The organism is Polynucleobacter sp. 15G-AUS-farblos (assembly GCF_018882445.1).
Taxonomy (GTDB): domain Bacteria; phylum Pseudomonadota; class Gammaproteobacteria; order Burkholderiales; family Burkholderiaceae; genus Polynucleobacter.
The window spans coordinates 342881-361380 of the sequence record NZ_JACVOM010000003.1 but is presented as its reverse complement, the minus strand read 5'-3'; the positions used below and the strand labels follow the sequence as shown (position 1 = coordinate 361380).

The window sequence follows — 18500 nt, the reverse complement described above, 5'->3', positions numbered from 1 at the left end:
AGACACAAAACGTAGCTTTTCATCCATCTTCGTACTTTCATTCCACGGCATAGAGTGGTCCCTCCTATGCCAAAAACTGTAAAGTATGTGTCCGGTATAAAGTGTTAACTATGTGTCGAGTCGTACAACCAAAACCACCCTCGGGTGGTTTTTTCATGCCCAGCCCCTTAGTTTTACTCGCGTCACACATTAAACATAAATTACCAGTAGAGTATTTACATAACCTTAAAAGGAGATCTAAATGAATCGTATTAAGAGCGTATTAATTGCTTTGATCGCTACAGCTACATTAGCCGCTTGCGCTTCAATGACTGGAGTGGCATTGGCACCATTTACTAAGGCTAACGATGGCGTTTTAGCAGGCAATAACAATATGACCTTGTATATCTATACCAAGGATGTAGCCGGTTCAGGCAAGTCAGTATGTAATGGCATGTGCGCAACGAATTGGCCGCCCCTATTGGTTGATGGAAGTCCGGCCGCCTCTGCTGGTTATTCAATCATCACTCGCGATGATGGCAAAAAGCAATTAGCCTTTAATGGTATGCCTTTGTATTTTTATGCCAAGGACACAAAACCAGGTGACAAGATTGGTGATGGCCGCTCAGAAGGTGCGTGGCAGATTATCAAGATGTAATTAAGTTAGTATTTAACATCTTAGGCCCTGGTTCGATTCTGCACCGGGCCACCAAGAAACAGCAAAACCACCTTCGGGTGGTTTTTTCATTTGGGTTTGTTAGTATTTGATTATGAAAAAACTTATCATTTTTCTATTTCTAAGCTTCATTTTAACTAAATCATTTGCTTTTGAGATCTTTGCTTTAGGCACAAGTAATACAAATTGTAAGAATGCAGATCAGGCTTACACATCAACCCTAAATGATCTCTTGGCGCAGGATAAGATAAATGCGACTGTAATTAATGCTGGCATAGATGGCGATAAACCTACTTTTATGCAGGCTCGATTAGAGCAAAGCATTAAAGCTAACCCAAACATTAAGATAGTGATATTCGAGCCTGGACCTAACGAAAAAAATAAGCGATTTAATATAGGCGCTTCCGGAGATATTTTGGCTTACCTACAAGAACAAAAGATCACAACCATCTATGTTTCTCATCAGGCCATTCAATCAAGCGAAGAGGCAAGCGAGATGGCCAAAAAGTACGGGGCCTATTATTATGGGCACTGGATAAAAGATGTGCCTATTGATGTAGGGCATAGACAATATGATCAGCCCGGACAGGCAGGTCATATGACTGTAGCGGGGTGCCAGTTATGGGCAAAAAATATGTTTCCGCTACTTAAGCAGGTTATTCAAGATAAAAATATAAATTAGGATTACCAATCCTCGGCTCTGGTCAATTCCGCCTCGGGCCACCAAGAAACACCAAAACCACCTTCGGGTGGTTTTTATTTGTGCTTCGCCAATAGAGTAGAGTTTCACATTTAATCAAATCTACTCTTATACGAGGCTAAGGACAAAAATGAAATGGCTATTTAGTATCTGCGCCTTAGTTTGTTTTAACGCTGTGACAGCTCAAACAATGACCCCAATTCTTTTGGAGGTAGATGTTGGTAGAGAGTCGGGGGTTTTTTCAAAATCCCCAGTTTTTCAAAAAGCAATTCTGCTGAAGCCTTCAATTCCATCAGATACAGCCCTGCTCTTTTATCGTGGTTGGTCTGGCATCGCTAACATTAAGACAGAAAATGATTGGAAGAGAAATTTAAATTATTTACAAAACAATACGGAACTTTTTGCCCAAGCAGGCATTGCCCTTGTTGTGATGGATTGCCCAAGCGATGAAAATAAAATTGCCCCAGGAAATACGCCCTTGGCATGTAACGATGACTATCGTTCTTCTGTAAAGCATGCCGAGGATGTTAGAAAAATAATGACAGTGTTAAAGGACAAATATGGAATTACTAAGTTTTTTGTCATGGGCCACAGCTATGGAACCATATCATCAAAATGGCTTGCTAAAAACCTAGGAAATGAAATTCAGGGAAGTATTCATTCTGCAGCAATGACACATGCAAGCCCTCGTAATAGGGCATATGGATATTCTGTAGAGTCATTTAATATGGGCGCATTAAAAGCCCCTGTATTAAATGTTCATCATGGAGATGACCAGTGCATTCATACTCCCTACTCAACAGTGACAGCCTATTCAAAAAATAATTTAGTAACCGTAAGGGGTGGTGAAGGCGTGGGAGATGTTTGCGGCGGAACTCACTTACATTCAATGGGTGGTAGAGAAGAGCCCACCTCAAAAGCAGTTATTCAGTGGATTAAAACCGGCCAAGTTCAATCTAGTGTTGGCGAATAGCTCACGTTAGGATCGATCATTCTAGGCTCTGCTCGATTCCTCCCGGGCCACCAAACTCAAATAATGCCCTGCTTCGTGCAGGGCATTTTCTTTTGGTCGGGTGGATGAGATGGCCACTTGACAAAGCGTACGCTTTTGCGTACTATATTGAAAAGGAGTGAAATCATGACCACATTAACCGCAAGTGAAGCTCGAGCAGGTCTCTACCGTTTAATTGATCAAGCGGCAGAGTCACACAAGCCAGTAGTCATTTCTGGTAAGCGAGCAAATGCCGTTTTAGTTTCTGAAGAAGATTGGAGCGCTATTCAGGAGACGCTTTATCTATTGGCCATTCCAGGAATGCGTGAGTCAATTAAAGAGTCAATGGCTGAGCCTATTACGAAAAGTAAAAGGGCATTGAAGTGGTGACTTGGAATTTAGCTTATTCCAAATATGCCATTAAGGATGCTAAAAAACTATCTGCCGCAGGCCTTAAAGATAAAGCCCAGGCTTTACTGGATATTTTAGAAGTAGACCCTCTCCAAAAGCCGCCACCTTATGAGAAGTTGGTTGGTGATTTAAAAGGGGCTTACTCACGCAGAATTAATATTCAACATCGCTTAGTTTATGAAATTTTGCGCAAGGAGAAGACGGTTCGAATCTTAAGAATGTGGACTCACTTCGAATGAAGTGGGCATTAGCCTAAAGCAGAGTCAGGCATCCTCGGTCCTGGTCGATTCCGCCCCGGGCCACCAAGACTCTCAATAGCCCACTTGCTGGGTTATTTATTAGAAATGCTTAATAGTCTTAGATCCTAGCCTATTTAGTCGCTTCCTAAGGATCCAATCCGTTAAATAGGATCCACTACTCTGTTTATAGAGATGGGGTTACATGCCACTTAATCTATGGTCTGGCGGATTTCTTATCCCAATAACAGTCAGTACCTTTTTAAACGAGGTTCATGAGCATTTTGTCGATAGACATAAACCAATAAAAATAGATATAGTCTCATCAATTCCATTTAGGTGAATACTCCGAAGATTAGATCGGCTGCTTAAAATTAGGATCAGCACGAGAACCACTATTTTCGTAAATTTAATATTGGGCGCCAACATATTTTGAGGTCTTATGAATCCAGAAAAAGCTGCAGACATAGTTGAAAAAGATGGCGAAGCTCAACCGCATCTAAAAAAAGCAATAGTTATTTCTTTTTTAGCAATGGTTTTAGCAATTGCAAGCCTGGGCTCAACAAAGACAACAAAATTATTAGCAGTGAGTAATATTCAACTCTCTAATACAAATGCAATTTATGAGTTTAGGGCTTTACGCCAATTAGTTTTGAGTACTGCTATTGATTTTCTGAGTGGTGAGCTGAGTAGCGCTGAATCCAGTAAAAATACTGCAATTAGCCAAGAATCATTAAAGGGTAGACATCAGATTATTCTCGACTATGAAAAACAAATTAAGAGTCTTGAAAGTGATGAAAGTCGCGATGATGATAAGCAGCACTTACAAACAAAATTAAATGAACTTAAAGACCTGATTCAAATTACCAAAGAGAGAAATGAACGTTTTGAATACGCCGAAGTAGCTTTACAAATTGCAATTGTGTTGGTTTCTGCATCTATTATTTCCTCTGTCGCCCTCCTGTTTTGGGGAGGTATTAGCCTTGGTTTTATCGGGCTAGTACTAACATTAAATGGCTACTTACTATTTTTCTAGTAAATATAGTTACGGCTAGCGTTTTAATTAAAGACTGATGCGATTGAAAAAATTACATCAGCCTCTAAAGCATTGTTAACTATGTAGCCAGATCTGCGCTTATTCTTTTTATTATTGTAGGATTGAATGTATATTTCAAATTTAACACCCTTTTGTATGTTAACTTAAGGGATAGCTTGCTGTCAGAGTTAAAATTCTTGAATAGTAATTAATAAATTAGTCATCTTATTTACTTAAGGAGATCATCATCAAAGATTATAAAATCTATGGGTCACTCATCATTACGCTAATTTTTCCATTAGTGGGAATGTATCAGGAGTCATTAGGCGGTGCAATGGTGCGTCTTTGGATTGAAATGTTTTATGTAGTAACTTTAGTAGTTATTGCATGCTTAATTTTGTATGTTTTTACGTCTAAGAGGATTTTCAAGGGCATTGCCCTAGGGGGTCTCATTATCGAATTTAGCTTTGCTTTATTTTCCTTATTTTCTTACTTTGATTTAAAACATACACAAGTTGACATTGATATTTTGTATTCAGTGGTCTGTATGGAAATTTTGAGATTAGTTGCTATTTATTTCTTAATAAGTCATAAACATATCAATACATCCGCAGCAGATGTATAGCCATGTTTAAAAAGTAAGAACCGAATAAAAATCCATTGGTCCACAGCTGATTCGGTCCTAGCCTAATAACACTATTGATACTGCCGCCCCTTAAAAGAGCATATCAGTTGGGCATTACACATTTGATGGCCTTGTTAATGAGAATGTATAAATTTATATTAATATTGTGATATTGATCTCATCAAGGCTAAAGGAGGGGTGCTATGAAAGGACTTAAAGTAATTGCTCCAATTATCATTTGCTTCATCATGTTGATAGTAGATTACCTTGAGTTAGGAATGGGGAGCGAGGGGAGCAACCTCATTATTATGCTATTTATTAAAATAAATTATGTCATTCTGCTTTGCTTATTGTTAAATCTATTTTTTGAGAAGAAATTTTTTAAAGGCATCGCATTAGGTGGATTTGTGGCTTCACTGATTTTTGGGTGCTACTCAATATTTAGTGTTTTTACTGCAAAAAGATTAAATTATGATTTAGATATTATTTATTTGACCATCTTTTTACAATTTTTGAGAATAGTTGCTATCTATTGTATTGTCAGCAATAAGCATGAGTTGCGATCTGAGGGCGCAACTAATTCGGCCCAATAAAACATGAAAATTTTTTGTCGGCCGTTTGATTCCTCCCCGAGCTACTAGGAGGCGCTAAAACTATCCGAGCCTTTTTTATTTAGTTCTTAAGTGGTGCTCGGAGGACGGGGTATATGTTTATGGCTGATCAGACAATATATGGCAATAATTCTCAGCGCTTCCAAAAATAGGCCCATGGCTGGAATCGACATATCAAGCTTGATGTATGGGTTGTTAATCTCATTACTGATTAAAATACCACTCAATAAGAGCTTAATAATAAAACCACTTAACGCAATAAACTTAAAAAATATCTGGTTAGATAATAGGTAAGAAACTAAGCAAGCCAAAATGATGTAGGTTATGTAAATTATTAGCGTATCAAAGGCTTTAAGTCCGGCCCCTGCCGCCATTCGCTCGGTGTAGTCAATCAGGAGGGTGGCGATGGCAATAATAATTGGAATAAATATTTTTAAGTTTTTCATGGCCGTATTATTTAGCTTGGAAAATTAATGTATTAGGTGAAAGACTATCTTTTAGATCCTCTGAAAACTTATTTTCACCGCTTCAGGAAGCCCCTCAAGTATTTTGAATGCGAATCTAGAAATGCCATTTCTCATCGCATTATGCAACAGTTCATGACAGAATTAAATTCTTCCATTTGATCCATCCCCGAGCCACAAGCTTTTCGAAGCAAGTGAGTTGGCTAATAAATCTCTAGTGTTAGCCAAAGTCAGACCATTTGCTTCAGCCTAAGAAGATAGCGTAATCCTATAAAGCAATGCTGAGAGTTATTAAAAGAGTATGTTAGGATATTTTTAAAAAACATAGTAGTAAATATTTAAATATATTTACTACTTATTACTTAGTAGTTTTTTGTAAAAACTACTTTAATCTAATTTATAGCTCGATATGATCACTAATTCTCTTTTGATACCAGTAATTTTTATCGTCACTAGTTTTATTTTGTTTTTTAGTATTCAAAAATACTTTAAGAATGCTCTTTATAAGGACAACATACCTTTTGCTACATCCTTCTCAAGTGCGATGGGAATAGTGTTTGGTCTTTTTATAGGGTATGCAGCAATTTCTTCTTGGCAGGGCTATAAAGAGACCAGTGCATTGATTGAGAAAGAGGCCTACAGTCTAAATAGTATTTATAGGATATTAGCTGCCTATCCGCCTGATATTAGACATCATGAAGAGGCATTGTTAATGAAGTATGCTGAAGAGGTGATTGAAAAAGAGTGGCCCTTAATGAGGGTGGAAAAGTTTGACTTATCTACTGATCTTGTCCTTAAGGAATTCATTGACACTCTACTTCGGTTCAATCCAAAAAATAATGGCGAGTTAGTGGTGCATCAAGAAGCGCTGAGACTAATATCAGACTACAGGCAACTCCGCTTGCATCGTATTTGGGCATCCAAATATGATATCGCCTCGCCAATAAATATCTGTTTGGCAATTTGTGCACTTCTATTAATGATTCAATACAGTTTATATTCAATGCCAAACAAAAAGCACCATATAACAATGATATTTTTTCTTTCTAGTTCAATGTCCTTACTGTTTTATGTAATTTACGAATACCATACCCCTTTTCGCGGCTTCAGTTCAATTCAACCTACGGCATTTATTAAGATATTAGACGGCTGGAAAAAATAGCTTTCCTAGTAAACCAAAACTACAAGATTAAAATTACCTTTGCAGTCTCAAATTGGCCACTATCAGTCTTACGTATCTAATGGTAACCAGCGTTCTTTTAAACAAAAGATGAGAGATGGGGCTAGTAAGCATCAGCTCTGGTCAATTCCGCCCCGGGCCACCAAGAATGACCAAAACCACCTTCGGGTGGTTTTTTCATTTGGGCAATTGTTTATAGGGATCGTGATTAGGGGCTTAGCTGATTACCTTCACAGGATCTTCGTCATAAAAACGCTATGCGGATCGTGTTTGTAGTCGCCGAATGGACCGCACACTTCAAAGCCATTTTGTTCATATAAGGTAAGCGCTGGCTTAAATGCTTCTGTAGATCCAGTTTCAAGACTAAGTCTGGTGTAGCCACGCAAGTTTGCTTCAGAAATTATTCTGTTCAACATCGCTTGTCCAACACCCATTCTCAGAAACTTCGCTTTTGTTCGCATCGTCTTTATCTCACCATGAGTGCCGTCAAGTTCCATCAATGCGCCGCAGCCACTTAGCTCTCCTTGGTGCCAGACAGACCAGAACATAATCTCTGGTTTTCGCAAACTATCGAGGGGTAAAGTGTGAACACTTTCAATCGGTGTATTACTCAACATCTCAGTAATATGCTCTTGAACGAGCGCTTGAACATCAGCTCCGCTCAGATTATCGCGGCGAATATCAAAGTTCATTGAATCATCTCAAGTACAAAACTACATCTTAAATAGTTCCCCGAGAAAGGAAACCCCAGTTATTCATCTCTCTGTCAGATGATGTCTTTTAAAACGACAACTCGATCAAATAGCCCTTTGATTAACACGCTTCGATAATTCCTCAGCACTCTCTTTTCGCTCGCTGTAGCGGTCTGTTAGATAAGTTGAAACTGTTCTAGTTAATAAAGTGAACTTAACCAGCTCTTCCATCACATCAACCACTCGATCGTAATTGGCCGAAGGTTTCATACGATTATTGTCATCAAACTCTAAAAATGCTTTAGGCACTGACGATTGATTTGGAATGGTGATCATTCTCATCCATCTACCTAGGATTCTCATTTGATTTACGGCATTAAATGATTGAGAGCCACCGCTCACTTGTAATAAAGCCAAAGTCTTACCTTGAGAGGGTCTTACAGCGCCAACGCTAAGCGGTATCCAATCAATTTGAGATTTCATTAGCCCAGTCATTGCTCCATGGCGCTCTGGACTGCTCCAAACCATGCCTTCTGACCACTCTACAAGTTCTCTTAACTCAACTACTTTCGGATGTGTTTCGGGAGCATCATCTACTTGTGGCAAACCATGAGGATTAAAAAACTTAGTTTCACATCCCATCGCCTTTAATATGCGTTCCGCTTCTTCTGCTAGAAGGCGACTAAAGGACCTTTCTCTCAATGAGCCATACAACAGCAATATCTTAGGGGGATGATTTAACGGAGCGCCAACTTGTAGCTTTTCAAGATCAGGGTTTTGAAAGAGCGCTTTATCGATATTAGGAAGGTCGGTCATAGGTAGAGTGTAATGAGTAAATGGCTGTAATAAAACTGTCATAGATTAGCAAAATAGATTCCGTACAATCAGAAATCAATCAACAAAAAGTAGGATCTGAGCCAAATGAAGCAATACAACATTCTTTTTCTATGTACCCACAACTCTGCTCGCTCAGTATTGGGAGAGGCTTTGGCATCCACGCATCAAAGCGGATTATTTGTTGGATATTCCGCAGGATCAACCCCTGGTACAGCTGTCAATCCTTTCGCTAGAGAGTTAGCCTTAGAAATGGGCTACGACGAGAATAAGCTGCGATCTAAGTCATGGGATGAATATGGTCTGCCTGATGCTCCCAAGATGGATTTCATTGTTACTGTTTGTGACAATGCCGCCGGTGAAGTATGTCCAGTATGGCCCGGTAATCCAGCTACAGCTCACTGGGGCTTTCCTGATCCATCACAAGTTCAGGGCAGTGATGAAGAAAAGCGTAAGGCGTTTAAAGATGTCATGATTGGTTTGAAAAAGCGTATTGAGCTCTTGGCATCTATGCCGCTAGATAAGCTGGACTCAATGAGTTTAAAAGAGATTCATACTAAGGCTTAACTTAACTAGAGTCAGAGAGTCTCGGCCCAGGACGATTCCCACCTCGGGGCCACTAAGATATAAATAATGCCCTGTTTATGCGGGGTATTTCTTTTGAAGAGGCGAAATCTGTATCAGAAGAGGTGGGTATTCCTTATCAAAGTCTTATCAATCTTTATTTGAGAGATTGCGCCGCTTCGCATATGAAATTGAATCTTAGCTGGAAGTAGTCTAGGGGTAGGATGAGAATCTTAAAGCCCAGTTCGATTCCGTCCCAGACTACTAAGTAAGCACAGCTCTCATTAGCAATAACGCGGGATTTTGCTTTCTGCTCAGTGGGAGTCTTAAAATCTAAAGTAAATCCACATTCATTGGAAAGTGCGCCATGATGGCCAATCCACTTCTTGATCTTCAATTTCATCGTGATGTCAGCCTTTCTCCTACTCAGATCTGGGAGGGCTTAACCAATCCATCGATCTTAATGAAGTGGTTTTGTCCAAGACCATGGAAAGTTGTTGAGTGCGCAATTGATCTTCAGCCTGGCGGCATCTTTAGGACGGTAATGCAATCGCCGGAGGGAGAAAGAATGCCCGACAACACATGGTGTTTTTTGGCCATCGAACCTCAGCGACGACTAGTTTGGACCAACGAGTTTGGTCCTGGTTTTCGACCAAAGCCGCAAGCTAAGGATGAGAATCTCGGATTCTTCTTTGTGGTTGATCTAAGGCTTTCGCCACTTAGCGATGGCAGAACCTCCTATACCGCTAATGTGATGCATCAGAGTGAAGCTAATAAGCAGGCACACGAAGATATGGGCTTCCAGCATGGTTGGGGTGCAGCACTTGATCAATTGCTTGAACTGTAGAATTGGCCTTTACGCTCTTTTATAGGATTTACTGAGATGACCATTCTGCGGGTATGTAAATCCATTGTTTGTTTGCCACTTGCCTTTTTCGCTCTTTTAGTTTGCTTCAATAATCTGGCGGACTACGACTCTAATTACGCTTTTGTTCAGCACACGCTTTCTATGGATACTGTGTTTCCAGGCAATGCGTTGAAGTATCGAGCCATTCTTAACCCCTTCATCTGGAGTGTGGCTTATGGACTAATCATATTTGCAGAATTTTTAACAGGTGCTCTATTGCTCGTAGGCGCAATTGGACTGCTCAAAAATATTCATTCCCCCTTAGCATTCAATAAAGCCAAGAACTGGGTATACCTGGGCTGTATGGCTGGTTTTTTATTGTGGTTTTTTGGTTTTATTGTTATTGGCGGCGAATGGTTTTGTATGTGGCAATCTGAGAAATGGAATGGCATAGAGGCAGCCTTTCGTTTTGTTGTTCTCATTATGTTTACATTGCTATTTACCGCCATGCCTGAATCTGAAAACAATAAGCAGTAGAACCAGATATCCTCTGCCCCAATCGACTCTGCCACGGTTTGTGGAGATTCAATCTAGCTTTGCTTTATGTGGAGCTTTGAGCCATTAGCTTGATTAGATCAATTAAAAAATCCTCTAGTTGTGAGGCTTGCCCACTGAGTTTTTTGTAATTGCCTTAGTAATAAACTGAAGAATGACTTGGGTAACTATTGCTATGACAACCGACGCTAGGACTGCTATCAAAATAGAAGTCTTTTCTAGCAAGAGAGTTAGGGTTAAAAAGAATGCCGCGAATGAATAAAGGCCCTTGACCATTCCACGATAAACCTGTGTGACATGGGTGGGTCCTAAAGTATTGTGAGTAAATACAGCAAGGACCAGTCCAATGACTGGAAAAACCGCAAGGATTCCACTCCAAACTTCACCTAAAGCCGCAGCCAAGCTGGTAACAGAGAAAGTCAACAAGGCGCCAACCAACATGCGCCAAGGAAGATCGTGTAATTTAGTTTTTGGCGGAGCGGTCGGTTTTGTGCGAGGAAGTAGAAACGGCGTAAGTATCAGTGAGCTAATGGCAATCAGTAATGCAATGCCAAGATTTGGTTTGCTTATAGCCAAGGTAAGTGCCAACATGAACCATGCTATTAAGGCAAGCAGTAAGGCAAAGAACCAACTTAAACGAATACACGCCCAAGAGTAGACTAGTCCAAAAATAAGTAAGCACGCTGTAGCGGAGATGGCTGATATAGAAGTTAAGGCAGCGAACTCAGGGCCTTGTTCAAGCGTAATGAAAATAATAATGGGCCCAGCTACCACTGGAAAAGCAGCCATTAATCCTGCAACACCAGAGCCCCATTTACGACCCGCTAAGGTAATTAAGCCAATAAACAGCGGAACAATAGTGATTTTAAGAATAAGCAGCATCGATTGATTATAGGTAGTTGTACCTTGTATTGGTTATGCCTGAATGTCTCTGGGTATCAAAGTCACACTTTCATGCTCTAATGCCATTCAATATGATTACTGTCGTCATTGCCTCCTATAAGTACGGACACCTTGCAGCTCATTGCATCGAGTCTATGCTCTCTCAAACTATTCCCCCAGCAAGAATATTATTTGTTGATGATGGCGGGTTTGATTGCAATCATCTACCAGCCCTATACCCAGACATTGAATACCTATTTAGACAAGAAAATCTAGGAGTTGTGGATAACTTTCAAGACATACTGTCTCAAATCAATACGGAATATGTGCTTTTCATAGGTGCCGATAATTGGTTGCGCTCAGACGCAATTGAGTTGTTGTCAAACGCCAGCGCTGACATTGTTACTTATGACATTGTTGTTACTGGTGAATTGAAGGAAGAAATTCTGACGAGGGTCCCAGGTGAAACGCGACCTCATCAGGGCGATTTGTATTGGGATCGACAAGATCAACATCATGGCTCCATGATGTATCGCACTGCTTTTGGTCAAAAAATTGGTTATAAGAAAAGATATGAAGATGGTATTCATCCTCAAGAAGATTGGAATCTATGGGATGAGATGATCGATCAGGGTGCTGTGGTGGCTAATTTAAAAGAGGGGCTGTTGTTTTACAGAAGACATCGGGAAAATTTTTTGAAATACGCTCATGAAACTTCAGCACCAGCGCAAGAGTTAGCTTCCGTCCTTAAACAATAATTAGAGATCAGTGTTCAGTAATCTAGGTCGCAGTTCGATTCGGTCGAGGGCCATCAAGATGCACAATAGCCCACTTGCTAGGCTATTTTCTTTATGGGTATTGACCTGCTTTAGACTCAGATGTAATGTCTAACCAGCTGTGACCTCTTAAGTTTTAGAACAGGGCTTAATTAAGCCCCCCTTATTGCCGAAAGGATAAATGCTATGTTTTTACCTACACCTCATAATGCTAAGGATGCAATCTCAAAATATGCTGGCTTCTTCGGAATGGTTATCAGCATTGCATTTGCGCTTAATTTAATCTTACCTACGGGCGAGACATTTTCAAATACTCCAAAGTTAATAGCGGTGATTTTGATCGGTATTTTTCTTGGCTGGCTATCTTTTGCAATTAAAGCAAAAAAATAAAAAGAAGTATTTGCCTTGGCTCATGTTGATACCGCCCTTAGCCTATGTGGGGGGCTTTGCTTTATATAGAATTCATTTATGACAAATTTAAATCAACTTCCTACAGACCTGCCCATTCCTCAAGATGATGGTTCAACCAATCATTTGAGGGGAATGAAGCTGCCAAATGTTTCCTTAATTACCACCAACGGTAAGAGCATGAACTTTGGCGACATTAAAGGTAAATTGGTTATCTACTGCTATCCAATGACAGGGCAACCTAATGTTGCCTTGCCTGATGGTTGGGATCAAATTCCTGGGGCAAGAGGTTGTACACCGCAAAGTTGTTCATTTAGAGATCACTATCAAGAGCTGCAAGCATTGGGTGCTGAAGTTGTGGGTTTAAGTGTGCAAACTACTGAATATCAAAAAGAGATGGCAGATAGACTTCATCTCCCATTTCCAGTGGCTAGTGATGTGAACTATCAATTTCAAAAGGCATTGAATATGCCAACTTTTGTAGCCGCTGGAATGACCTTATTAAAGCGGGTTACCTTGATTGCGAATAATGGCGTAATCGAGGCAGTTCACTATCCGATCTTCCCAAGCGATAGTGATCCAGCTTGGGTAATCGATTATTTGAAAAGCCATTAAGCTGAGTTATTTTGAGCTCTAATTGCTTTCTATTGACTAAATAAGCCCGTTTTTATGCCCTCAAAGCGGTATTCCTAAAAAAGGCATATTTTGTTAATATACGCATATTGAAGGCTAACTAACTAAAGGATAGCTAATGAGCAATACAAGAGCAATTGAAATCAAAGATAAATCAGCCAAGATATATGTAGTTATGGCTCTCGTGTTTATCGGCATATTTTCAACAATTACCATCCTGTCTCTCTTTGTTTCTGCGCTCAACTTTTAAGAATGTTGCGCAGTCAAATGAGTGATTAATGCTTAGTCTCTAAGCTTGAAGAAATATTGAACCACCTGCGGGTGGTTTTTTATTTGAGATCTTTGCTTTGGGGTGTTAACGTAAGTAATCCATTGAATAGAAGGCCGCAATGCTGAGTCAAAAGCTAAAAATATTTGTAACGCCATTTTGTGAAGCAGCTCCTGCTTGTCTGCTGGTTATGGTTCAAGGAAATATTTGGTTGGCAACCTTGGACCATCTCCATAAAGCCGTAGAGACTGGCTTAATCACTGGGGCTGGAGTACTCATTCTTTCCTCTTTTACCCACCAATGGTTCCGCAATAAATATTTTGTGGCTGGCATTACTGGTGGCATGTGCTTTATTGCAGACTTGTTTGTACACCCTACGCACTTTGGCGGATATACAACCGAGGCGATTGTCACCGGCGCCCTTACGGGCATGATTTCTTTAACTTTGAATTTTGTTGCTAAGAAACTATTTGCACACTCAAGAGGTAATGCTTAAAACCGCGTAGTCACAGAAAAAGCGAGCGCAAGACCTGTTTGATAATTTGTGCTGTAGGGCGTGGCACCATTTACATCGGTCACAGAGAGCTTTCCGCCAACATTCGCTGCTAGATATAAGTCCGCACTAGTGCCCCGATCTATTGCATAACTTAAGCGAGTAAATACGGGAATAAAAGAATTTTGCCCAATTCCATTGGGCGTGTAATTAGAGTTACTTAGTCTAAAGCGATACGATCTATAAGCTGCACCCCCAGCGATTTTCCATTTATTTGCCAATGCATAAGAGAGCTCAAGTCCGGCGCCACCAGATGGACCTGCTGGCAAAGGATTGTTTAGAGTCCACTTCTCATTGATCTTCCAGTTAATTAGCAGGAATGGAAATACTTTAGTTTTATCAACCTGTCGAAATACGCCTGTACCAAGACCAATGGTCAAATCATTGGAATATCTTTTGGCAGCACTACCTATGGCGCCATAGGTAGCAGCTCCTGCTGTTCCAACACCATTTTCAGCGACCCAATCAACAATCGGAGCAAACCCAGCAGTCCAGTCTGCATCCAGCTTTTGAAAATAACTTAATCCTATTCCGGGGCTTTGAATACCCTTCCATGGGGTTTGAGTTCCATAGCCGCTGATATTGCTCCAAGACCAGTTTTGATAGCCGTCTCGCAAGCTCAGTCCAATGCTTGAGTTCGCATCGATTTGGTAACGATTATTGAGGCTAATATTAGCGTCCTGCCAATTAAAGCTTCCACCAGAAGTAGTGTTGGTATTGAATTGGTTAATCGCATTGACGTTGACAGATGTAATGACTGATCCAACCGGAGGACTTTGTGGCCCAAAGTTTTGAGCATATGTTGTAGAGGTGCTCATGAGCCCTACTACAAATAATAGTTTGTACTTCATTGGGATTTTCATGCCTTTGGACCTTCCGGATGGCTAGTTCTATGCAATAGTAATGGAAATTCAAAAGAGAATTGGACCAACAATTAGCCCCTGCTGAGCAAGAACTAAATAATGGGTATATAAAGTACAAATTCTTGATCAAAAGGACAATAAATGAAAAAACTACTTCTTGCAGCTGTATTGCTTTATACATTCGCCGGGCTATCTCAGGCCGCCGATTCTGCTCCAGCTAAGCAAGATCCGGCTTGGCTAACCCAATCAAGGGCAAGTATTAAGGCTGAAAAATATGATCAGGCAATACAGCAATTGCAATCTGCCAATGAAACAAGTTCAGCCGATTGGAATAATTTACTTGGTTATAGTCTTCGCAAAAAACAGCCGCCCGATCTAGTTGGCGCAGAAAAGTACTATCAAGCGGCATTGAAAATAGATCCAGATCATCGTGGAGCTCTTGAGTATTACGGAAAGCTCAAATTAATCAATAATGACTTGCCAGGCGCCGAAGCCCTATTGGCAAAATTAGATAAAGTCTGTACTTTTGGCTGTGAAGAATATTCAGATTTAAAGCAGGCAGTACAAAAATATAAAGCTAAAAAGTAAGCTCAAGACTAGCCGCGCCATAGCAATAACTGAGCGCGGTATAGAGTGCAAATTTTTAGCAAGAAAAAAGGGGGCATTACTTTGCCCCCTTTTTTGTGCCCGCTACAAGCACACTAAAACATATCAGCATTCATCACTTTAGTCCAAGCAGCAATAAAGTCCTTCGCAAACTTCTCTTTGTTATCGTCCTGAGCATAAAATTCTGCGTAAGCACGAAGTACAGAGTTGGAACCAAGTACTAAGTCCACCCTAGTAGCGGTCCATTTTTTTGCGCCTGTATTGCGTTCAACAATGTCATAGCTATTGCGACCTGTTGGCTTCCATGTGTAATCCATGTTGGTTAGGTTGACAAAAAAGTCGTTACTTAGAACACCTTCATTATTTGTAAAAACCCCATGTTTGCTTCCCCCATAGTTTGTGCCCAATACCCGCATGCCACCGATGAGGGCAGTCATCTCCTGAGCCGTAAGCCCCATCAGCTGAGTTCGATCTAACAACAACTCTTCAGGCGTGACAACGTAGTCTTCTTTTAGCCAGTTACGATAACCATCGGCAAGAGGCTCAAGTACTTCAAAGGATTCCACGTCAGTCATTGCTTGTATTGCGTCACCCCGACCCTCCGTGAATGGAACTTTGACCTTGAAACCACCCGCTTTAGCTGCTTGTTCAACCCCCATATTTCCAGCTAAAACGATGATGTCAGCAATGCTCGCACCTGTTTTTTTAGCAATGGATGCGTAGACGCCAAGTACCTTAGATAAACGCTCAGGCTCATTGCCTATCCAATCTTTTTGTGGAGCAAGACGGATTCGGGCTCCATTGGCGCCGCCGCGTTTATCAGATCCTCGATAAGTGCGCGCGCTATCCCAGGCAGTTGAAATCATTTCGTTGATAGATAAACCACTCGCTTTAATCTTGGCTTTTACAGTTTTGATACTGTATTTTTTTGAGCCTTTTGGAATCGGATCTTGCCAGATTAAATTTTCCTTGGGCAAGTCTGGGCCAAAGTATCTTGCTTTAGGGCCCATATCGCGGTGGGTTAGTTTGAACCAAGCACGAGCAAATGTATCTGAGAGATAAGCGGGGTCTTTATAAAAACGTTCGGCAATCTTGCGATATTCCGGATCGACTTTTATGGCCATATCAGCGTCGGTCATTATTGGCATGCAATGAATAGAAGCATCCTCAACATCAACGGGTTTATCCTCTTCATTGATGTTAACGGGTTCATACTGCCATGCACCAGCAGGGCTCTTCTTGAGTTCCCACTCATGGTTCAGAAGCATTTCAAAATACCCGTTATCCCATTGAGTGGGGTTACTGGTCCAAGCACCTTCAATGCCACTGGTAACGGTATCTCGACCTATACCGCGAGTCTTATGATTCATCCAACCAAGACCTTGTTCTTCAATAGGCGCACCTTCAGGAGCTGGCCCAAGGTTTGCGGCATCGCCGTTGCCATGCGCCTTGCCAACAGTATGGCCACCAGCAGTCAACGCAACAGTTTCTTCGTCATTCATAGCCATGCGAGAAAAAGTCACGCGAATATCATGTGCTGTTTTGAGGGGATCTGGCTGACCATCAACGCCCTCTGGATTAACGTAAATTAAGCCCATCATGACTGCGGCTAGAGGGTTTGCTAAATCACGCTCACCGGAATAACGTGAGCCTTCACCACCACTTTTTTGAAGCCATTCTTTTTCAGAGCCCCAATAGATGTCTTTTTCAGGATGCCAAATATCTTCGCGACCAAATGAGAAGCCAAAAGTTTTTAATCCCATCGATTCATATGCAAGTGTGCCAGCCAAAATCATGAGATCTGCCCAGCTAATCTTATTGCCATATTTCTTTTTAATAGGCCATAAGAGTCTTCGCGCTTTGTCTAGGTTGGCATTATCTGGCCAAGAATTGATTGGGGCAAAACGTTGATTGCCTGTACCGGCACCACCGCGACCATCAGCAATGCGGTAGCTGCCTGCCGAGTGCCAGGCCATCCGAATCATCAAGCCGCCATAGTGACCCCAATCGGCTGGCCACCAATCCTGACTTGTAATGAGAAGTTTTTTGACATCTTTTTTTAGGGCCTTTACATCTAGCTTTTTTAACTCTTTTCGATAGTTAAATGACGCTCCCATCGGATTGGTTTTAGAGTCATGCTGGTGAAGGATGTCGAGGTTGAGAGCCTGTGGCCACCAAGCTGGAGCAGTGCCAACCTCAGTGTTGGCCCCGTGAGCGACAGGGCAAGTGCCTTTTGATGTCATATTGTTCTCCTTGTAGGTAAAGACGATGTAGGTATCTTAGTCTTGAGTATTCAGACTACCTGATAAAGCACTAAGTAGTCTGGTAATAAAGCCCCTCGGCCATAAGAGCCAACTTATCTTGGATTTTCATTTTCTACTCCTTTGCAATAGATTGCGATACATTCATCTTCCGCCCTTTCCGAGCATTAGTCCAATGAATTAATATGAATGAATTAATCGATTAAATCGATAATCAACATTTCTAGGGATCATGGACTTCCATATGCAAAGCCCTGAGTTAGTATGGTGTCTATGTTGCCAGGGTGTCGATCAGGTCGAGTTTGCAGCCCAGCCTGCTGGCTAAGCTTTAGTACTTAATATATTTCTTTGGAGCTTTCAATGCTATTGATTACCTCAATCATTGCCTCTGTTTTAAGTATCGTTTTTGTCAGACTTTCTTTAGCTGTTATTGGTCTTCGAAGAAAGAATAAGGTAGGTTTGGGTAGTGGCGGGCACGATGATCTAGAAAGAGCCATTCGTGCGCAGGGTAACTTTGCCGAGTACGCCCCCTTTGGAGTTCTCCTGCTTGCCTGCCTCGAACTTAATGGAGCGCCTTGGTGGTTGGTTGCCATTCCAGGCATCGTTTTAATTGCGGGTCGCTTGATTCATGCAAAAGGAATTAATACGCCCCCACCAGACTTTAGTCAGCGCGTGCTAGGCATGAAGCTTACATTCGGTACGCTAATCACTCTAGCTATTTTGAATTTGGGTTTGGCTCTATTTAAGTTACTTGGATAGATAATGCAATCCAATATAAAAGAAGCAATCGAAAAATATGCCCATAAATCTCATGCGGGCCTGATGACTTTTCCTAAAGATTCATTTTCT

General features: G+C 41.1%; 25 protein-coding genes. 19 read left to right on the top strand and 6 right to left on the bottom strand.

Features of this window, described 5'->3' with window-relative positions; all coding sequences use genetic code 11:
* The first annotated feature begins 241 nt into the window (after positions 1-241).
* From ICN41_RS06960 to ICN41_RS06925, 8 genes are all read left to right on the top strand, one after another.
* Entirely contained in the window at positions 242-637 is a 396-nt protein-coding gene (locus tag ICN41_RS06960; RefSeq protein WP_216292208.1) for a hypothetical protein, read from the top strand.
* A 112-nt stretch (positions 638-749) separates the two neighbouring features.
* Entirely contained in the window at positions 750-1337 is a 588-nt protein-coding gene (locus ICN41_RS06955; protein ID WP_216292207.1) for a hypothetical protein, read from the top strand.
* A gap of 148 nt (positions 1338-1485) precedes the next feature.
* Positions 1486-2328, top strand: coding sequence for an alpha/beta hydrolase (locus ICN41_RS06950; RefSeq protein WP_216292206.1), 843 nt, complete (start codon positions 1486-1488; stop codon positions 2326-2328).
* Positions 2329-2493: 165 nt separating this feature from the next.
* The gene (locus ICN41_RS06945; RefSeq protein ID WP_072584031.1) at positions 2494-2736 is read left to right on the top strand and encodes a type II toxin-antitoxin system Phd/YefM family antitoxin; all 243 of its coding nucleotides are present in this window, start codon (positions 2494-2496) and stop codon (positions 2734-2736) included.
* Positions 2730-2996, top strand: a complete 267-nt coding sequence (locus ICN41_RS06940; protein ID WP_370629107.1) for a Txe/YoeB family addiction module toxin — start codon at positions 2730-2732, stop codon at positions 2994-2996. The genes ICN41_RS06945 and ICN41_RS06940 overlap by 7 nt, the downstream gene beginning before the upstream one ends.
* 439 nt (positions 2997-3435) lie before the next feature.
* A complete protein-coding gene (locus ICN41_RS06935; RefSeq protein WP_216292204.1) occupies positions 3436-4029 on the top strand; it encodes a DUF4337 family protein in 594 nt (197 codons plus the stop codon).
* 301 nt (positions 4030-4330) lie between these two features.
* Positions 4331-4654: an ATP synthase subunit I gene (locus ICN41_RS06930; protein WP_216292203.1), complete on the top strand. Its 324-nt coding sequence runs from the start codon at positions 4331-4333 to the stop codon at positions 4652-4654.
* Between the two features lie 203 nt (positions 4655-4857).
* The gene (locus ICN41_RS06925) at positions 4858-5247 is read left to right on the top strand and encodes a hypothetical protein (protein ID WP_216292202.1); all 390 of its coding nucleotides are present in this window, start codon (positions 4858-4860) and stop codon (positions 5245-5247) included.
* 86 nt (positions 5248-5333) lie between these two features.
* On the opposite strand, the gene ICN41_RS06920 is transcribed toward ICN41_RS06925, so the two are convergent.
* Complete coding sequence (locus tag ICN41_RS06920) at positions 5334-5711, bottom strand: hypothetical protein (RefSeq protein WP_216292201.1); 378 nt, start codon at positions 5709-5711, stop codon at positions 5334-5336.
* 427 nt (positions 5712-6138) lie between these two features.
* On the opposite strand from ICN41_RS06920, the gene ICN41_RS06915 reads away from it, so the two are divergent.
* Positions 6139-6891 carry a DUF4239 domain-containing protein gene (locus ICN41_RS06915; protein WP_216292200.1) on the top strand — a complete coding sequence of 251 codons (753 nt, stop codon included), beginning with the start codon at positions 6139-6141 and terminating at the stop codon, positions 6889-6891.
* A 248-nt stretch (positions 6892-7139) separates the two neighbouring features.
* Here ICN41_RS06915 and ICN41_RS06910 read toward each other — a convergent pair whose 3' ends face one another.
* Positions 7140-7601: a GNAT family N-acetyltransferase gene (locus ICN41_RS06910; protein ID WP_216292199.1), complete on the bottom strand. Its 462-nt coding sequence runs from the start codon at positions 7599-7601 to the stop codon at positions 7140-7142.
* 105 nt (positions 7602-7706) lie between these two features.
* Positions 7707-8417 carry an arsenical resistance protein ArsH gene (gene arsH / locus ICN41_RS06905; protein WP_216292198.1) on the bottom strand — a complete coding sequence of 237 codons (711 nt, stop codon included), beginning with the start codon at positions 8415-8417 and terminating at the stop codon, positions 7707-7709.
* 105 nt (positions 8418-8522) lie between these two features.
* On the opposite strand from arsH, the gene ICN41_RS06900 reads away from it, so the two are divergent.
* The 3 genes from ICN41_RS06900 (at position 8523) to ICN41_RS06890 (ending at position 10383) form a co-directional block, all read left to right on the top strand.
* Positions 8523-9002 (top strand): arsenate reductase ArsC, encoded by a 480-nt coding sequence (locus ICN41_RS06900; protein WP_216292197.1) that lies wholly within the window; start codon positions 8523-8525, stop codon positions 9000-9002.
* A 367-nt stretch (positions 9003-9369) separates the two neighbouring features.
* Positions 9370-9846, top strand: a complete 477-nt coding sequence (locus tag ICN41_RS06895; protein WP_216292196.1) for an SRPBCC domain-containing protein — start codon at positions 9370-9372, stop codon at positions 9844-9846.
* A gap of 36 nt (positions 9847-9882) precedes the next feature.
* Positions 9883-10383, top strand: coding sequence for a DUF2165 family protein (locus tag ICN41_RS06890; RefSeq protein WP_216292195.1), 501 nt, complete (start codon positions 9883-9885; stop codon positions 10381-10383).
* A 114-nt stretch (positions 10384-10497) separates the two neighbouring features.
* On the opposite strand, the gene ICN41_RS06885 is transcribed toward ICN41_RS06890, so the two are convergent.
* Positions 10498-11283, bottom strand: coding sequence for a hypothetical protein (locus ICN41_RS06885; RefSeq protein ID WP_216292194.1), 786 nt, complete (start codon positions 11281-11283; stop codon positions 10498-10500).
* Between the two features lie 80 nt (positions 11284-11363).
* On the opposite strand from ICN41_RS06885, the gene ICN41_RS06880 reads away from it, so the two are divergent.
* The 5 genes from ICN41_RS06880 (at position 11364) to ICN41_RS06865 (ending at position 13864) form a co-directional block, all read left to right on the top strand.
* Entirely contained in the window at positions 11364-12041 is a 678-nt protein-coding gene (locus ICN41_RS06880) for a glycosyltransferase family A protein (protein WP_216292193.1), read from the top strand.
* Positions 12042-12245: 204 nt separating this feature from the next.
* Positions 12246-12449, top strand: a complete 204-nt coding sequence (locus ICN41_RS06875) for a hypothetical protein (RefSeq protein ID WP_216292192.1) — start codon at positions 12246-12248, stop codon at positions 12447-12449.
* 78 nt (positions 12450-12527) lie between these two features.
* A complete protein-coding gene (locus tag ICN41_RS06870) occupies positions 12528-13082 on the top strand; it encodes a peroxiredoxin (RefSeq protein ID WP_216292191.1) in 555 nt (184 codons plus the stop codon).
* A gap of 136 nt (positions 13083-13218) precedes the next feature.
* Positions 13219-13350, top strand: coding sequence for a hypothetical protein (locus tag ICN41_RS11375; protein ID WP_255537924.1), 132 nt, complete (start codon positions 13219-13221; stop codon positions 13348-13350).
* 139 nt (positions 13351-13489) lie between these two features.
* The gene (locus ICN41_RS06865) at positions 13490-13864 is read left to right on the top strand and encodes a hypothetical protein (RefSeq protein WP_216292190.1); all 375 of its coding nucleotides are present in this window, start codon (positions 13490-13492) and stop codon (positions 13862-13864) included.
* Here the strand turns inward: ICN41_RS06865 and ICN41_RS06860 are convergent.
* Entirely contained in the window at positions 13861-14739 is an 879-nt protein-coding gene (locus ICN41_RS06860; RefSeq protein ID WP_216292189.1) for a DUF6268 family outer membrane beta-barrel protein, read from the bottom strand. The two genes, ICN41_RS06865 and ICN41_RS06860, sit on opposite strands and share 4 nt — an antisense overlap.
* 186 nt (positions 14740-14925) lie before the next feature.
* Here ICN41_RS06860 and ICN41_RS06855 point away from each other — a divergent pair, with 186 nt between their 5' ends.
* Positions 14926-15372: a tetratricopeptide repeat protein gene (locus tag ICN41_RS06855; RefSeq protein ID WP_216292188.1), complete on the top strand. Its 447-nt coding sequence runs from the start codon at positions 14926-14928 to the stop codon at positions 15370-15372.
* Positions 15373-15485: 113 nt separating this feature from the next.
* Here the strand turns inward: ICN41_RS06855 and katG are convergent, their stop codons facing one another.
* Positions 15486-17633 carry a catalase/peroxidase HPI gene (gene katG, locus ICN41_RS06850; RefSeq protein ID WP_216292187.1) on the bottom strand — a complete coding sequence of 716 codons (2148 nt, stop codon included), beginning with the start codon at positions 17631-17633 and terminating at the stop codon, positions 15486-15488.
* A 378-nt stretch (positions 17634-18011) separates the two neighbouring features.
* On the opposite strand from katG, the gene ICN41_RS06845 reads away from it, so the two are divergent.
* Positions 18012-18410 carry an MAPEG family protein gene (locus tag ICN41_RS06845; protein ID WP_216292186.1) on the top strand — a complete coding sequence of 133 codons (399 nt, stop codon included), beginning with the start codon at positions 18012-18014 and terminating at the stop codon, positions 18408-18410.
* Positions 18411-18500 lie beyond the last annotated feature (90 nt).

Coding starts and splice junctions, on each gene's coding strand:
- ICN41_RS06860 (WP_216292189.1), bottom strand. CDS start 14,739: ATGAGCACCTCTACAACATATGCTCAAAACTTTGGGCCACAAAGTCCT.
- ICN41_RS06890 (WP_216292195.1), top strand. CDS start 9,883: ATGACCATTCTGCGGGTATGTAAATCCATTGTTTGTTTGCCACTTGCC.
- ICN41_RS06925 (WP_216292202.1), top strand. CDS start 4,858: ATGAAAGGACTTAAAGTAATTGCTCCAATTATCATTTGCTTCATCATG.
- ICN41_RS06960 (WP_216292208.1), top strand. CDS start 242: ATGAATCGTATTAAGAGCGTATTAATTGCTTTGATCGCTACAGCTACA.
- ICN41_RS06875 (WP_216292192.1), top strand. CDS start 12,246: ATGTTTTTACCTACACCTCATAATGCTAAGGATGCAATCTCAAAATAT.
- ICN41_RS06865 (WP_216292190.1), top strand. CDS start 13,490: ATGCTGAGTCAAAAGCTAAAAATATTTGTAACGCCATTTTGTGAAGCA.
- ICN41_RS06945 (WP_072584031.1), top strand. CDS start 2,494: ATGACCACATTAACCGCAAGTGAAGCTCGAGCAGGTCTCTACCGTTTA.
- ICN41_RS06955 (WP_216292207.1), top strand. CDS start 750: ATGAAAAAACTTATCATTTTTCTATTTCTAAGCTTCATTTTAACTAAA.
- ICN41_RS06920 (WP_216292201.1), bottom strand. CDS start 5,711: ATGAAAAACTTAAAAATATTTATTCCAATTATTATTGCCATCGCCACC.
- arsH (WP_216292198.1), bottom strand. CDS start 8,417: ATGACCGACCTTCCTAATATCGATAAAGCGCTCTTTCAAAACCCTGAT.
- ICN41_RS06845 (WP_216292186.1), top strand. CDS start 18,012: ATGCTATTGATTACCTCAATCATTGCCTCTGTTTTAAGTATCGTTTTT.
- ICN41_RS11375 (WP_255537924.1), top strand. CDS start 13,219: ATGAGCAATACAAGAGCAATTGAAATCAAAGATAAATCAGCCAAGATA.
- ICN41_RS06880 (WP_216292193.1), top strand. CDS start 11,364: ATGCCATTCAATATGATTACTGTCGTCATTGCCTCCTATAAGTACGGA.
- katG (WP_216292187.1), bottom strand. CDS start 17,633: ATGACATCAAAAGGCACTTGCCCTGTCGCTCACGGGGCCAACACTGAG.
- ICN41_RS06900 (WP_216292197.1), top strand. CDS start 8,523: ATGAAGCAATACAACATTCTTTTTCTATGTACCCACAACTCTGCTCGC.
- ICN41_RS06935 (WP_216292204.1), top strand. CDS start 3,436: ATGAATCCAGAAAAAGCTGCAGACATAGTTGAAAAAGATGGCGAAGCT.
- ICN41_RS06870 (WP_216292191.1), top strand. CDS start 12,528: ATGACAAATTTAAATCAACTTCCTACAGACCTGCCCATTCCTCAAGAT.
- ICN41_RS06895 (WP_216292196.1), top strand. CDS start 9,370: ATGGCCAATCCACTTCTTGATCTTCAATTTCATCGTGATGTCAGCCTT.
- ICN41_RS06885 (WP_216292194.1), bottom strand. CDS start 11,283: ATGCTGCTTATTCTTAAAATCACTATTGTTCCGCTGTTTATTGGCTTA.
- ICN41_RS06915 (WP_216292200.1), top strand. CDS start 6,139: ATGATCACTAATTCTCTTTTGATACCAGTAATTTTTATCGTCACTAGT.
- ICN41_RS06855 (WP_216292188.1), top strand. CDS start 14,926: ATGAAAAAACTACTTCTTGCAGCTGTATTGCTTTATACATTCGCCGGG.
- ICN41_RS06950 (WP_216292206.1), top strand. CDS start 1,486: ATGAAATGGCTATTTAGTATCTGCGCCTTAGTTTGTTTTAACGCTGTG.
- ICN41_RS06910 (WP_216292199.1), bottom strand. CDS start 7,601: ATGAACTTTGATATTCGCCGCGATAATCTGAGCGGAGCTGATGTTCAA.